The sequence below is a fragment of the Turicimonas sp. TL08 genome, from assembly GCF_054660695.1.
In genome coordinates this window covers 108,750-123,865 of the sequence record NZ_BAAGDP010000003.1, presented here as the reverse complement: position 1 = coordinate 123,865, position 15,116 = coordinate 108,750, and the positions used below count along the sequence as shown (strand labels likewise).

At 46.5% G+C, this 15,116-nt stretch carries 10 protein-coding genes; 7 read left to right on the top strand and 3 right to left on the bottom strand.

Features of this window, described 5'->3' with window-relative positions; genetic code table 11:
* The first annotated feature begins 630 nt into the window (after positions 1–630).
* From ACYQ4O_RS02670 to ACYQ4O_RS02660, 3 genes are all read left to right on the top strand, one after another.
* On the top strand, positions 631–3,297 hold the full coding sequence (locus ACYQ4O_RS02670; RefSeq protein WP_460174669.1) for an autotransporter outer membrane beta-barrel domain-containing protein: 2,667 nt from the start codon (positions 631–633) through the stop codon (positions 3,295–3,297).
* Between the two features lie 178 nt (positions 3,298–3,475).
* Entirely contained in the window at positions 3,476–4,132 is a 657-nt protein-coding gene (locus ACYQ4O_RS02665) for a carbonic anhydrase (protein ID WP_308512923.1), read from the top strand.
* 297 nt (positions 4,133–4,429) lie between these two features.
* Positions 4,430–7,126: an autotransporter outer membrane beta-barrel domain-containing protein gene (locus ACYQ4O_RS02660; protein ID WP_460174668.1), complete on the top strand. Its 2,697-nt coding sequence runs from the start codon at positions 4,430–4,432 to the stop codon at positions 7,124–7,126.
* Between the two features lie 54 nt (positions 7,127–7,180).
* Here the strand turns inward: ACYQ4O_RS02660 and gatB are convergent, their stop codons facing one another.
* The 3 genes from gatB to gatC are packed head-to-tail and all read right to left on the bottom strand — an operon-like array spanning position 7,181 to position 10,399.
* The gene (gene gatB / locus ACYQ4O_RS02655; RefSeq protein ID WP_460174667.1) at positions 7,181–8,629 is read right to left on the bottom strand and encodes an Asp-tRNA(Asn)/Glu-tRNA(Gln) amidotransferase subunit GatB; all 1,449 of its coding nucleotides are present in this window, start codon (positions 8,627–8,629) and stop codon (positions 7,181–7,183) included.
* 14 nt (positions 8,630–8,643) lie between these two features.
* Positions 8,644–10,101, bottom strand: coding sequence for an Asp-tRNA(Asn)/Glu-tRNA(Gln) amidotransferase subunit GatA (gene gatA, locus ACYQ4O_RS02650; RefSeq protein ID WP_308512920.1), 1,458 nt, complete (start codon positions 10,099–10,101; stop codon positions 8,644–8,646).
* Between the two features lie 10 nt (positions 10,102–10,111).
* Complete coding sequence (gatC, locus tag ACYQ4O_RS02645; protein WP_066594448.1) at positions 10,112–10,399, bottom strand: Asp-tRNA(Asn)/Glu-tRNA(Gln) amidotransferase subunit GatC; 288 nt, start codon at positions 10,397–10,399, stop codon at positions 10,112–10,114.
* Between the two features lie 167 nt (positions 10,400–10,566).
* On the opposite strand from gatC, the gene ACYQ4O_RS02640 reads away from it, so the two are divergent.
* The 4 genes from ACYQ4O_RS02640 to mrdA are packed head-to-tail and all read left to right on the top strand — an operon-like array spanning position 10,567 to position 15,075.
* Positions 10,567–11,613 carry a rod shape-determining protein gene (locus ACYQ4O_RS02640; RefSeq protein WP_308512918.1) on the top strand — a complete coding sequence of 349 codons (1,047 nt, stop codon included), beginning with the start codon at positions 10,567–10,569 and terminating at the stop codon, positions 11,611–11,613.
* Positions 11,614–11,628: 15 nt separating this feature from the next.
* Positions 11,629–12,546, top strand: coding sequence for a rod shape-determining protein MreC (gene mreC / locus ACYQ4O_RS02635; RefSeq protein WP_460174666.1), 918 nt, complete (start codon positions 11,629–11,631; stop codon positions 12,544–12,546).
* A complete protein-coding gene (gene mreD, locus ACYQ4O_RS02630; RefSeq protein ID WP_460174665.1) occupies positions 12,539–13,069 on the top strand; it encodes a rod shape-determining protein MreD in 531 nt (176 codons plus the stop codon). The genes mreC and mreD overlap by 8 nt, the downstream gene beginning before the upstream one ends.
* An 11-nt stretch (positions 13,070–13,080) precedes the next feature.
* Positions 13,081–15,075: a penicillin-binding protein 2 gene (gene mrdA / locus ACYQ4O_RS02625; protein ID WP_460174664.1), complete on the top strand. Its 1,995-nt coding sequence runs from the start codon at positions 13,081–13,083 to the stop codon at positions 15,073–15,075.
* The last annotated feature ends 41 nt before the right edge of the window (positions 15,076–15,116 follow it).

Sequence of the window (15,116 nt, the reverse complement as noted above, 5' to 3'; positions counted from 1 at the left end):
GACGGTGCAATCCAGGCCGTCCTCTTTTTTTGCGGAAGACAAATGAAAACTCCGGTTTTGTTGAAAGTCAGTTTTTGTCATCCTAACTATTGATGGGAAATAACGACTTCTGGCTTAAGACAGCATTGAATACGCTTTAACAGTGTCCTATTTCGGCCCAAATTGGTCTCATTGAAAGTTCTTGAGAAGACTGAAGCAGCAATTGTCGTTGCTTAAATGCAACAAATTGTGTTTGAAGCAAATACTGATCAAAACATGTCGGTCTGGAGATTGTTGCCTTTTGGAACGTTGCGTCGAGTCTTATGCAACCTATCGGTTTAAACCAGCCTATCCATTGAGACGCAAATCTTTAGAAAGTTTTCTTTCTAAAAAAGCTTGGTCTGAGAAGCATAAGTTAATTTGCTAAAGATTAGTAAGCAAACTATAAATTTTACAAAGATTGTGATTTCAATAGTAGAAAATTAACCTAAAATGGGCATAAGCGCATTTTTCCTATTCTCATCTATCCTGTAAATTCTAGGTACTTTCACTTAAATTTATAAGTATAGCTACGCTGTTTGATAACTATTACATGTTATCCCATTTAGGGTACACACTTGTGGGTATGCTATGCTATACCAGTACCAGAAAATGAAAAAAGAATTATTACTTTCGAGCTTATTTTTATGCGCTCTGCCGGCTTTTGCTTCCGGCTCTCAAACGATAAATACCGAGCAAAACTTACCCTCTTGGCCAAAAACACTGGAAACCTGGAGAAAGTACTTTCCAGGCTTAGAAGAGGAAGTAAAGAAAGCCTTCGAAGAAGCAAAAAAAAACGGGATTTTCAAGCTGGAAACTAACCTTTCTCCCGTAGACTGGAATATCACGGCGGAAAAAGGGGTCATCATTAACTCAGTCAATTCCGGTTTTTATCGTTGGTTCAAAGATCCTAAGACACTCGAAACCGTATTTCCGGAATTGGAAAACGCCAATAATGATGTGGTTATCAAGACTCAAGGAGACATTATTGTTTCTCCTAAATCAACGGATCACTCAGGATATGGATATGCGGTGGCAGTCAGCCCAGATACATCAACTACTTTAGAGGCAGGAAAAAAGATTGTACTGAAAGCTCTGGATCAGAAATCCGATTCCAGCTATCAGGACGGGCTCTCTATTGCGGTAGCCGAAAAGGGAAAGCTAAATCTAAAGGCTGAAGATGTGTATGTTTACGGAGGTGTTGATGCGCAATACGGTGCCTCCATTACTATCAATGCTTCAAACAGCCTCTACTTCTTGAAACCTACGGATCCGGTGATCGGCACTAAAAACGTGAATGAAATGCCGATTAGCTTGATTGCCTCCGGAATGACTCTTAGCGCCTCAAATATTTTTTTCAACCGACAGGTAGATATTGGCAAGACGTTTCTTGATACGCCTCATCCCAGTCAATTGACCATCAAAGACAATCCCGATGAAAACATCGCCGTAGAAAATGTCTGGTTTTATTTCCCCGTGATGGTTGCTGACTACTCCAACCTGGAGGTCGATATTGCAGGGTCCGTTGTTTTTAATGAAGAGCTGGCGCTTTCAAACAACAGTAATTCCGACATTTCTGCTGCCGGAATTCGAGTCAAGAATATTTTGATTAACGGCACCGACTCTAAGGCAAGCTTCAATGTTAAAGACAATGGGGTCATGCAGGTCGATGAGATTATCAAAGTCGGGAACCGCTCTCATGTCGATATTACTCTCGGGCAAGGCAGTACTCTCAGAGCGTATATAGAGTCAGATCCGCTCGGCTCAGCTTCCGTGACCATGGGACACGCCAGTTTTTGGTTCCCTATTTCAGATTCGAAAGTCAATACACTGACGATGTCCAAGACCAGTGTCTTGGAGATGGGCTCACCCGGTGAATCCATTACGGTTACTACCGATACCTTGCAAGGAGACGGCGGTCTCTTATGGTACCAACCAAGGTCTCAAGGTACGCTGAAGATTAATAATAAGAGCGAAGGGACTCATTTTGCTCTTTTAGGATCTACGGGAAGAAGTATCCAAGACACTCACTACCTTTTTCAGGCCGTTGCAATTGATGCATCGGGCCCGGAAAACAGCAAAGGTGAATTTTATTTAGCTAATGGCGGTGTGGTAGAAGCAGGTCCTTATCAGTACAAGCTTCAGCTCGGAGAATATGCCGACGGATCAGATAAGGTTTGGTTAGTCACTGCTGCTCAGAATCCAAAGCCGGTTGCTCCTCCTTCTAACGGCCTACCTCCGGCAGATATTCCTTCTGAGCCGCAAGACCCAATTCCTCCTTTGCCTTCGGAACCGAATAATCCCGGGACGTATCCGGACGATTTAATGCCGAAGCCGGAGGGCTTGTCATGGAGTGCCAAGCTGGCATTGGCTGCCATAGGACAAGGTACGCAAGTTACCCAATACCTTGGAGCTTTGAGTGAGCTGCGGGAGAGAATGGGAGAAATTCGGAATCATTTCGATGAGGGACATGACAGCACCTATGTCTTATTTCGCTATGACAAATCACGTCTCTCTTTCCATGAAGGAGTAAGTGGACGACTCAAAAACTTCGGGACAGCTATCGGCATCAACCGCCAGATTTCTCCGGAAGTTATTATCGGGGGCGATATAGATTTTGCTCATGCCAAATTGAAAGTTAATGACGATGAAAAAGGAAAGGTCAAAACTGATGCCGTGGGAGCGAGGGGTTATTTAACCTGGTTTAATCAAAAAGGCAGTTATGCCGATGTTGTGCTTACCTTTAACCACTATCGCCATCATCTTTCAACTCAAATGATCGATGGAGTTCCCACCAGCGCAAAATATTCTAATTTCGGGGCAGGCGTTTCTGCGGAGGTAGGCCACCAGTTCCGGTTCTTGAACCGTGGGGAGCAGGACTACTATTTCGTTCAGCCTCAGATCCAACTGTCTTCTTACTGGCTTAAAGGGAAAGATTTTTCTCTGGATAACGGTATGAACGTTTCCGTAAAAGACGGGAAGAGTCTTACCGGGCGTATTGGTGTTGATATCGGGAAAAACTTTTTGATTGCAGATAAGAAACCTGCTCAAGTGTATGTGCAAGGGGGCGTAATGCATGAATTTCTCGGCAAAACCAAAGCGCGCTTAAATGAGTTCAGTTTTGAAGATAAGTCCTTGGGAACTCGAGCTTATTACGGCCTTGGATTTGAAGTTAAAGCAAAGGACCGAGTCAAATTTTTTGCTCAGGTGAATAGGGAATCAGGGCATCGAATTAAAAGTGATCTTCAATTCCGAGTAGGCGCCAGTATTCTCTTTTAACTTTTAGAAACCGGCTTTCCATATGGAAAGCCGAGACGTTTCGGCATCCTGTCATTGGAACTCTCTTTCATTAGGATCCAAAGAGGTTTTCAGTTTTTTGCGTTTGTTCAAATTACAATCCGACCAATAAGTTAACTTTGATTCGGATAGTTCTTCTTTGGCCTGAAAGGAAAAGAGATTGGAAAATTTTCACCAACTGCTTGCCGGTTTCCACCATTTCAAACAAAAATATTTTCTGAAAGAACGGGACTTCTTTGAGTCGCTGGAGAAGCAGCAGAACCCAAAAACATTGGTAATTTCGTGCTGTGACTCGCGCGTTGATCCGGCACTGCTTTTGAACTGCAAACCGGGAGAACTTTTCGTCATCCGCAATGTTGCGGCTCTCGTACCGGACGTCTCTCAGGTCAAAGCACCGAGCTCTGTGATGGCGGCGATAGAGTATGGTGTGAAGCATCTGAACATTGAACATATTGTCGTCTTGGGACATTCCAATTGCGGCGGAATCCACGGTCTTATCGAGCCGGCATCGATTGCTTCGGAAACCTATATTCAAGATTGGGTGGCCATTGCGTCCCCGGCCTTAGAAAGACTCAAAAATCTGACGGCCGATGAAACTCATATATGCAGAACAAGGCATTGTGAGGAGGGCGCCGTCTTAGTGTCTTTGGATAATCTTCTGTCTTATCCATGGATTTTTGACCGTGTAGAGCAAGGAACATTAAAGCTGCATGCTCTCTATTACGATTTGAGAGAGGGAGAGCTGTTTCGGTTCAGTCCGGACCGAGAAGATTTTCTTCCGCTCAAAAGAGTTCCGGGAGAAGGATTTCTTCCTTAATAATTCCGTTTTCTAGTCTAAGCACCTTTCGAGTTTTGCTCCAAAGGTGTTTTTTCGTTTTCAATCCTGAAGAATGTGAACAGTAAAAAAGGGTGATTCTATCGAAGATCCCCTCTCTTGCAGAGACTGAATAACTCAAATCGTGCACTTCACTTCTTATGGTTTTCTCTTGTCCTGTAGAGTGACAAGTAAGGGTATCAATAAGAGTATTAGTACCCAAGCTAATTCGTTACCCCTCTTAAGAATCCGGTTTTTGGATTTGGCTTAAGGATGGGTTAGAGCAATACGGAAAAGGAAATGAAGACAAAATTAACGCTGCTAAGCTTGGCTTTCCTCAGTCTGCCGGTTTTTGCAGGGCAGTTTGATCATGTTTATGCGGGAAAGAGGAGCGCAACCTCCAGAGACCCGCTGGAACTGAATTGGGAACGTTATTTCCCGGGTTTGCAAGCAGAAATAGAACAGGCTTTTGAACAGGCTCGCAAAGACGGAGAGTTTATTTTTAACTCGAACCAAATCCCTGTTGCGTGGAATGTGACGGCAGCAGGCGGCGTTGTTATCAATTCAGTCAATTCCGGTTTTTTCATGAATTATCGGAATCCGGACAACCCTTCCAAACTCCTTTTCCCAGGGCTGCAGGCAGATGAACAAGGGGTCAGTATTGTGACCGGCGGAGACATCACCATCAGCCCTCGTCCGACAGAACAGGAAGGGTTCGGGTACGCTGTTTCAGTAGGGTATGACACGACCACGACGCTGCAGGCCGGTGGAAAAATTGTTTTAATGACTCCGTATTCCGACCAATATAAAAGTTATCAAGATGAGCTTGCTATCGCAGTTGGCGATGATGGTCAGCTGAAAATGAAAGCCGAAGATATCTATATTTTTGGAACGGTTGACGCACAATACGGCGCAAAAATTGATATCAAGGCTACTAATAATCTTAATTTTCTGCAGCCGACCGACGCAGGTGGAAACGTGGAGATAAAGAGTCCGCTTCGTTTACTTACTGCGGACATGGAACTGAGCGCAAAAAATATCCTTTTTAATCGTCCGGTAGCTGTAGGTGTACTCTTTCTCGATATTTCTCATCCCAGCTCTTTAATTATCCAAGACGATCCGGATGCAAACATTAAAGTTGAAAACGTTTACTTTAATAAGCCGGTTTTAGTAGAAAAAGACTCTGATTTGAAAGTAGATATTGCGGGGAACGTGGTTTTCAACGAAGGCTTGAGCCTGCTTTCTAACGGCCAGTCAGAGGTGACTGCCTCCGGGATCCGTCTGCAGAGCCTTACATTAGGAAATCTTGGGGCAAAGGCAGATTTCAATGTCAGAGATAATGGGGTCATGTATGTCGATAAGAAGATAGAAGTCGGCCACAACTCTCATCTGAATATTAATTTGGGAGAAAAAAGTGCACTGCGCGCCCAGATTGTTACTCACCATACTCAAGTAGTCAAAGAGCTTGGTACTGCCTCTTTGACGATGGGTCCTCAAAGTTTCTGGGCCTCGCTTGGCGATTCAAGACTTACTAATTTAACTTTGTCTAAGGGCAGCGTAGTAGACATGGGTGACCCTAATACCGCCCTGACAATAACAACTGAAACATTAGGAGGCGACGGAGGTCTTCTCTGGTATAGGCCGGGTGCGAAAGGAACATTAGAGATTCTTGTTAAAAGTGCAGGTTCTCACCAAGCTTTATTAGGCTCAACCGGCAAAGATATCAGCTCTGCCGATTATCTATGGCGCCCGCTTGTGATAGAGAGTTTGACAGACAAGCATGGACAAGCAGTGTTTAGCTTAGCAAACAACGGCATTATCGAAGCCGGTCCTTATCAATACAAACTGGGACTTTACAATGCCGATAAGGGAACTCGTACCTATTGGTTCGTAGGGGCCAAAGACATCAAGCTTGCCCCAGCCGGCGATACTCCTTCCGAGCCGGAAACTCCGGACCAGCCCGGCGAGCCGGATCAACCGGAAACCTTTATTCCTCCCCCAAACTTTGATGTGGAGGATCCTTCCACTTATCCGGATTATTTAATCCCGAAACCGGAAGGTTTGTCCGAAAGTGCCAAACTTGCCTTAGCAGCCGTAGGCCAAGGAACACAAGTAACTCAATATCTGGGTGCTTTGGCTGAATTAAGAGAGAGATTGGGAGAAATTAGAAATAATTTCGAAGAAGATACTGACGGCGCATATGTGTTGTTCCGGTATGACCAGTCGCGCCTGAGTTTCTTCCAGGGAGTAAATGGCAAACTGAGAAACTATGGAACGGCTGTCGGTGTAAATCGTAAAGTTTCCCCAAATCTCATTGTCGGTGCAGATATTGATATTGGCTATGCTAAGTTAAAAATTAACGACTTTGGAGAAGGTAAAGCCCACACAAATTCTCTGGGAGCCAGAGGATATTTGACTTGGTTTAATCAAGCTGGTACTTATGCCGATTTAGTGATGAGTTTCAACCATTACCGTCATCGTATGTCTACCAAGATGCTTGATGAGGATTCCACAAGTGCAAGATACTCCAATGTCGGCGCAGGTGTTTCTGCTGAGGTCGGGCACAGGTTCCAATTCTTAGAAAAAGGACAATACGACCATTACTTTATCCAACCGCAATTACAGCTGTCTTCTTACTGGTTGAAAGGAAAAAGCTTCTCCCTTAGCAATGGTATGGATGTCTCCGTGAAAGACGGTAAGAGTTTAACCGGCAGAGTTGGTGTCGATATCGGAAAGAATTTCTTGATCGGTGATAAGAAACCGGCTCAGGTGTATTTACGCGGAGGCATTTTGCATGAGTTTCTCGGCAAAACGAAGACTCAATTAAATGAGTTTAATTTTGAAGATGAGTCTTTAGGTACTCGTGCATATTACGGGGTTGGATTTGAGGTTCGAGCTAAAGACCGAGTGAAGCTGTACGCTCAGTTGAACCGTGAATCCGGTCATCGGATTAAGACGGACGTTCAGGTTCGTTTCGGTGCAAGTATCTTCTTCTAAATCTCAATAAAACAACAGCTTCCAACCGGAAGCTGTTGCATAAAAGTCTGAGAATTAAGCCTGCAGTTTCTTCTTCAAGATGGCGTTCACCTGAGCAGGATTGGCTTTGCCTTTAGTTGCTCTCATGGTTTGACCAACGAGAGCGTTAAAGGCTTTTTCTTTTCCTGAGCGGTACTCTTGAACCATCTTTTCATTGGCAGCTAAAACGCTGTCGACGATTGCTTCAATAGCGCCGGTATCCGAAATCTGCTTAAGACCGAGGCTTTCAATTAAAGCATCAACATCGTCGCCTTTCTTTTCCCAAATGGCTGTAAAGATTGTACGGGCGCCTTTCTGGTTGATGGTGCCGTCAGTCATCTTGTTGATAATGGCGGCTAATTGAAGCGCAGAAACGGGGCATTCAGAAATGTCTGTTTCAGTAGCGTTGAGCTGAGAAAGAACTTCGCCTCGAATCCAGTTAACAGCAGCTTTCTTGTCTTTAACAGCATTTGCTGTCGTTTCAAAATACACTGCAAGCTCTCTGGAAGAAGTCAGCTGCTGAGTATCCGCTTCGGAAAGATCCATTTCTTTCTGAAGTCTTTCACGCATGGCGTGCGGCAATTCCGGCATGCCTTTCTTAGTCTCTTCGATCCATTCGTCGGAGATAATCAGCGGAAGAAGATCAGGATCCGGGAAATAACGGTAATCCATGGAATCTTCCTTGCTTCTCATCTCTCTGGTCTCATCCCTGTCCGGATCGTAGAGGCGTGTAGCCTGAACAACCTTACCGCCCTCAGTAATCACTTCGATCTGTCTTCTGACTTCATATTCGATAGCTGCCTGAAGGAACTTAAAGCTGTTAAGGTTTTTAATTTCAGTACGGGTGCCGAACTCTTTCTGACCCTTCGGACGAATAGAGACGTTGGCGTCGCAGCGGAAGTTTCCTTTTTGCATGTCACCGTCGCTGATTCCAATCCAAACGACTAAGTCGTGAAGGGCTTTGGCATATCCGACGGCTTCAGCAGCACTTCTCATTTCCGGTTCGGTAACGATTTCCAGAAGCGGTGTGCCGGCACGATTAAGGTCAATGCCTGTCTTACCGTGAACAACGCCGTGCACGCTCTTGCCTGCATCTTCTTCCAAGTGTGCGCGGGTAAGGTTCACTGTCTTGCTATAAGTAGTGCCGTCAGCGTTTTCAACCGGGAAGGTCAGGCTGCCGCCGATCACTACCGGGTGTTCAAATTGGCTGATCTGATAGCCTTTCGGCAGGTCAGGATAAAAGTAATTCTTACGGGCAAAAACGCTCTTGTTGGCAACTTTTGCGCCGATAGCAAGACCGAATTTGATTGCTCTTTCAACGGCACCTTCGTTTAAAACCGGAAGGCATCCCGGAAGAGCCAAGTCAACCGGGCATGCGTGAGTATTCGGTTCGGCGCCGAAGGCCGCAGAGGCACCTGAGAAAATCTTGCTTTTTGTAGATAACTGGACGTGTGTCTCAAGTCCGATAACAACTTCCCATTCCATTTCTTTTTCCTTTCTTAGTATCCTGCGGGGACTTTCTTATGCCAGTCAGTAACTTGCTGGTATGCGTGAGCAACACCAAGCAGCTGAGCTTCGCGGCATTTTGCACCGATTAGTTGGAAACCGTATGGACGGTTATTGGAGCTGATTCCGCAAGGAACGCTCATGGACGGCAGACCGGCAAGAGATCCTGGGACCGTGAAGAGGTCGCTTAAGTACAGAGAAAGCGGATCACTCTTATCATCGAAACTGAACGCGGCATCGGTAGAAACCGGACAGAAGATGACATCGCAGCTGTTCTTGAAAGTGTTGTCGAATTCTTGAGCAATCAAGCGGCGTACCTGTTGAGCTTTGATGTAGTAAGCATCGTAATAGCCGTGGGAAAGAACATATGTTCCGATAAGAATACGGCGCTTAGGTTCCGGCCCGAATCCTTCGTCGCGGCTGCGTTTGATCATGTCGAGAAGATCATCATACTTCTGAGCTCGGTGACCGTAGCGGACGCCGTCAAAACGGCTGAGGTTGGAACTGGCTTCGGCAGGGGCGATGATGTAGTAGACGGGAACGCCTAAGTCGGCGGTAGGCAAATCAATGTCGACAAGCACTGCGCCGAGTTCTTGATATTGACGCAAGGCATCGTTAAGTGCTGCCTTAAGGCCCGGAGCCACTTTGTCCAGCCACTTTCTAGGGACGCCGATTCTTAATCCTTTGACGCCGTCGTTTAAAGAAACCGTCAAATCTTCCGGAGGAAGTTCAATGCTGGTGGAATCGCGTTTATCAAAACCGATGATATGTGACAAAACCAGAGCGCAGTCTTCAGCGGTTTGAGCAATGATGCCTGCCGTATCAAGACTGGAGGCGAATGCAATCATGCCCCAGCGGCTTGGACGGCCGTAAGTCGGCTTGATGCCGGTTACGCCGCAGAAAGCAGACGGCTGACGGATGGAGCCTCCGGTATCGGTACCTGTAGCAACCGGTGCAATGCGAGCTGCCACGCAGGAGGAAGCTCCGCCGGAGGAACCGCCGGGAACTGCATTTTTGTCCCAAGGATTGTAGGTTTTGCCGTAAGCGCTGTTTGCTGTGGTAGAGCCCATGGCAAATTCATCACAGTTGGTCTTGCCTAAACAAACCATGTTGATCTCTTTAAGCTTTTCAACCACTGTAGCGTCGAACGGGCTCATGTATCCGTCAAGCATCTTGCTGGCAGCTGTGCTTGCCCATTCTTTTGTTACGAAAATATCTTTGTGGGCGATAGGAACGCCGGCTAAAGGACCGGCTTCGCCGGCGGCGATTTTCTTATCAGCTTCTTTAGCTTGGGCGAGGCTGACTTCAGGGCGAACGTCAAGGTAAGCATTAAGTTCTTTTGTATCTTCGATTTTTTGAAGGTATGCTTTGGTGACTTCTTCTGAAGACACTTTTTTAGCAGATAACAGGGAACTGAGTTCTGCAACCGTCGCTTGTGTTAAATCCGTCATTACTATTCCTTTACTCAATTACTTTAGGTACTAGGAAAAGACCGTCCATTTCATCGGGGGCATTCTTCATATTTTCTTCCCGGCGATTATGTTCGGTTACGTCATCCGGACGAAGGCGCTGAGCTCCGCCGAACGGGTGAGGCATAGGCTCAATCCCTTCGGTATTAATAGATTGAATTTGTTCAACCATTCCAAGAATGTCATTTAGCTGGCTCATTAACTCCGGGGCTTTTTCATCGGAGAGGTCGATACGAGCCAGATCAGCGATTCTGCGGACATCGCTTAAAGTCAAGGACATATTTGCACCTAATCAAATTAAAAATTTTTTGTTCTTTTTACGCCTGTTGTTTCAGCACGTAAAGAACGGTCACACAATCGAACAAGAATAACCTTTTTTAGTCTATCATTTTGGTTTATTTATTATTTATGTGCGCAGAGTGCCGCCTCTAAAGGCAGGGAGTTTTGATGTTTGGCAGCTTGAGAAATTATTTCTCCAACGATCTCGCAATCGACCTAGGAACCGCAAACACTTTAATTTATTGCCGCGGTAAAGGGATGGTTCTTAATGAACCAAGCGTAGTGGCAGTTCGTACTGATAAGGGAAACTCGAACAAATTGGACGTTCGTGCTGTCGGTAAAGAAGCAAAAAGTATGCTTGGCCGCGTCCCTGGAAACATCGACGCTATTCGTCCGATGAAAGACGGTGTTATCGCCAATTTCACCGTAACTGAACAAATGCTTAAGAGCTTTATTAAGAAAGTTCATACTCCCAGCATTTTTACTCCGCGCCCGAGAATCGTTATTTGCGTGCCCTACGGCTCCACTCAAGTTGAAAGAAGAGCTATTAAAGAAAGCGCTGAAGCTGCGGGAGCTAAGGAGGTCTTCTTAATTGAAGAACCAATGGCTGCCGCTATCGGGGCGGGGCTGCCGGTCTCCGAAGCTATCGGTTCCATGGTTATCGATATCGGCGGCGGTACAACTGAAGTCGGTGTTATTTCTCTCGGCGGTATCGTTTACGCTAACAGCGTTCGCGTCGGCGGCGATAAGTTCGATCAGGCAATCATTGATTACATCCGCAGAAACTACGGCATGTTGATCGGGGAACCGACGGCTGAATACATTAAGAAAGAAATCGGTTCTGCTTTCGTTTCAAGCGAAGTGAGAGAACTTGAAGTGAAAGGCCGCAACATCGCTGAAGGTGTTCCACGTGCCTTCTCCATTTCTAGCAACGAAGTTCTTGAAGCATTGAATGAACCGTTGAACCAGGTTGTTGGTGCCGTCAACAAGGCTCTGGAACAGACTCCGCCGGAATTGGGCGCTGATATTGCGGTCAGAGGCTTAATGCTTACCGGAGGCGGTGCACTTCTCAAAGACTTAGACCGTCTGCTGATGGAAGAAACGGGTTTGCCGGTTGTTGTCGCTGATGATCCTCTGAGCTGCGTTGTCCGCGGCTGCGGTATCGCTTTGGAAGGAATTGGCAAGATCGAAGACTCCATCTTCTGCTTCGGTTAGCGGTAATACAAACTAATGGCAGCACCCACTCCTGGTAAGAAGTTCTTCGGACCAAAGCCCTCTTCTGTAACCAGTTTTGCTTTCTTTGCAGTAATCTCCGTCCTTCTGATGGTCGTAGACCATCAGATGAGGATGATGGAGCCGGTCAGAAGCGGCTTGTCCGTTGTTTCAAATGCTGCCTACAACACCCTGAACGCTCCTGTAAGGTTAGCTGAAGGAGCGGCAGATCGTTTGCGATCCAAATCTTCCATGATTAAAGAAAACGAACGGCTTCAGGAAGAATTGGCTAGGAACAAGGTTCTGATCTCTCGTCTGACAACCTTGGACGAAGAAAACCGTATTCTCAAGCAGATGCTCGTCCAAAAGAAGACTTTGCCGGTTCGTTCAGAAATGTTTTCCGTCAGAAGAGTTTTGTCTGACGGCTTCACACAAAGATTCCAGATCGACGGCGGCTCTAACGACGGATTGGAAGTCGGTATGCCGGTCGTCTCTGATCAAGGTTTGGCAGGCCAGCTGATGCATGTTGCTCCTCGAGCCAGCCAAATCCAGCTTATCCAAGATAAAAACCAAGAAGTCCCGGTTCTCTTTGTTGATTCCGGTGTCCGCGGCATAGTCCACGGAACCGGTGACGATACGAGACTTCAGACCCGCGATCTGCCGTATACGGATAAAATCAAAGTCGGCGAAAAAGTCGTCACCTCAGGTCTTGACGGCATTTATCCGAAAGGTATCCCTGTCGGTACCGTCATTTCCGCTGTTCCGGGCGAAACCGGTGCTTATGTTGAAGTCACGGTTGAAGCTCCGAAGAGCATCGGCAAACAGGATGCTGTTTTGGTTTTGATGGTTGACCCGAACGTTAAGCCCCTTCCTAGCATGGAAGCAGAGGAGGAGAGCGCAGACGGTCAGACAAGAAGGAGGTCCCCTCGTGAGTGAGTTCTCTAAAGGCTATGAAACACGACGCAGGCCCGATCGGACTTTCTTTGATCCGGCTTTTTCCAGCAACTATTGGATTTACGGTTCTATAGCTCTGAGCTGGAGTATCGGTCTGCTTCCTTTTACGGAGTGGCCTTTCTTTCCTAATCTGCTGGTGATGACATTGGTTTTTTGGGGCATATATCAGCCTCAGAAAATCTACTACTGGCTGGCGTTTCTCTTAGGCTTGTTGGTAGATACGGATTCAGCGGCAGTTTTCGGACAAAATTCTTTAGCTTTTTGCTTGGTCGTATTCTGTGCGGAAGCTATGAGCCAGCGTCTTCAATGGCTGCAGCCTGTGGGTCAAGCCATTAATATTCTGCCCGTCTTCATGATTCCTCCGATTTTGCTGGTTATTGAAAGCTTCTGCTTCGGTTCCCTGCAAATTGATTGGGGATGGTTTACGCGTGCCTTAATGGGTGTAGTGCTCTGGCCTGCTTGGTGCTTTATTCTGACTCGTCGTTTTATCTCTCTCAAATCGTAAGGTAGAACGCAATGGCGACTCGCTTAACGGCCGAAGAACTAAAACAAATCTCAACTTTTCGGAGAAGATCGGTATTCTTCTGTTTTGTCACGATCATTCTCTTTTTGCTCTTGGCCAGTCGGTTCTTTTACCTGCAAATTCTTGAGTACGATAATTTCATCATCAAGGCGGAAGCCAACCGAAAAACAGAAACTGCTCATCCTCCGCGCCGCGGCATCATCATGGATAAGAACGGAGAGCTGTTGGCAGCAAACGAGCCAATCTACACCTTGGAAATTACTCCGGGGAGGGTAGTTGGGCTTTCCAAGACAATTGAAGCCTTGGAAAAAATTATTCCAATCACTAAGTATGACAAGAAGCGTTTTTATCGTTTAAAGGATGAATTGCCTCGTTTGAGTCCTGTGCCGTTAAAGAGCAATCTGACCGATGAAGATGTTGCGAGATTTATTGCGCAGGCATGGAAGTTTCCCGGCGTTGAGGTTCGCTCGCGCATGCATCGCTACTATCCGCAAGGAAAGGATGCGGCACACGTCGTTGGTTATATCGGACGTATCTCCCAGCGTGATCAGGCGGCTTTGGAAAAAAGCGGCAAAGAAGCTGAGTACTCCGGAACTCTTAACATCGGCAAACTCGGTCTCGAACAAAGCTATGAAGATGTACTGCACGGCAAGCCCGGTATTGAAGAGTTGGAGGTCCGTGCTTCCGGCCGTCCGATTCGGTCTTTATCTAAGAGTCCTGCAACCTCCGGTTCTAACTTGATTCTTTCTCTGGATATGGGTTTGCAGAGAGAAATTACTAAGGTTTTGGACGGCAGAAGAGGTGCAATCGTGGCGATTGAACCGGCTACCGGTGACGTGCTGGCTTTTGTTTCCAATCCTAGCTTTGACCCGAACCTATTCGTCGACGGTATTGATCAAGAGACTTGGGATGAACTCAATAACGATGAGGATAAACCGCTGCTTAATCGAGCATTGAGAGGCGCTTATCCAATCGGCTCCACCATTAAGCCCTTCTTGGCACTTTCTGCTGCACAGTTGGGGGTTAGAGATCCGAACCGCGTTATTCAAGACCGCGGTACTTTCCAGCTCGGCAACCACACTTTCCGAGATTCCACCCATGGAAGAGGCTACGGGCCGGTTGATATGAAGAGATCGATTGTGGTCTCAAGTGACGTTTATTACTACTCTTTAGCTCAGGACATGGGTATCGATAAGATTCATGATTCTTTGGCTCCTTTCGGTTTCGGTCAGATTACGGGCATTGACTTGAAAGGTGAGGTAAGAGGCATTCTCCCGTCTAAAGAATGGAAGGAAAAGAGATTTAAGCGCAAGTGGCTTACCGGAGACACCATTTCCGTTGGTATCGGACAGGGTTATAACGCCTTTACCATGCTTCAGTTGGCCCATGCGGTTGCAACTTTGGCTAATGACGGGGTAGTCATGAAGCCTCACTTGGTTAAGAAAATTGAAAATCCGACAACCGGAGAAGAGGAGTACGTAGCCAGAGAGCCGGTAGGAAAAATCCCGTTCAAGCCCGAATACCTGAAGTTAGTTAAAAGTGCGATGCATGAAGTAACGAAGAAGGGTACAGGGCGTTCGACTTTTGCCGGGGCTCCCTACGAGGTAGCCGGGAAAACCGGTACCGCTCAGGTCTTAGGTATTAAGCAAGGTGAAAAATACGATAAGAACAAGATTCGTGAAAGACACCGTGACCACTCTCTCTTCATTGCTTTCGCTCCTTACGATAAACCGGTGATTGCTTTAGCCATCTTGGTAGAAAACGGAGGCTTCGGTGCACAAGCAGCAGCTCCCGCAGCTAGAAAGATTTTGGATTACTACTTAGTAGAGCGTTTGAAGGCCAAAGAAGAAGCTGCACAGCAGAAAGAAGAGGCAAAGAAGGAAGACAAAAACAAAGAAAAGGACAAGGAGCAAAAAACAAAGAAAGTGCAGGCTGTTCGTAAAACTCCTACTAAAACAACTCCGGAAACAAAAGGAGCTCAACGATGAACCTCTACAAGAATTATTACGGAGACGCTCCCGTTCCTTGG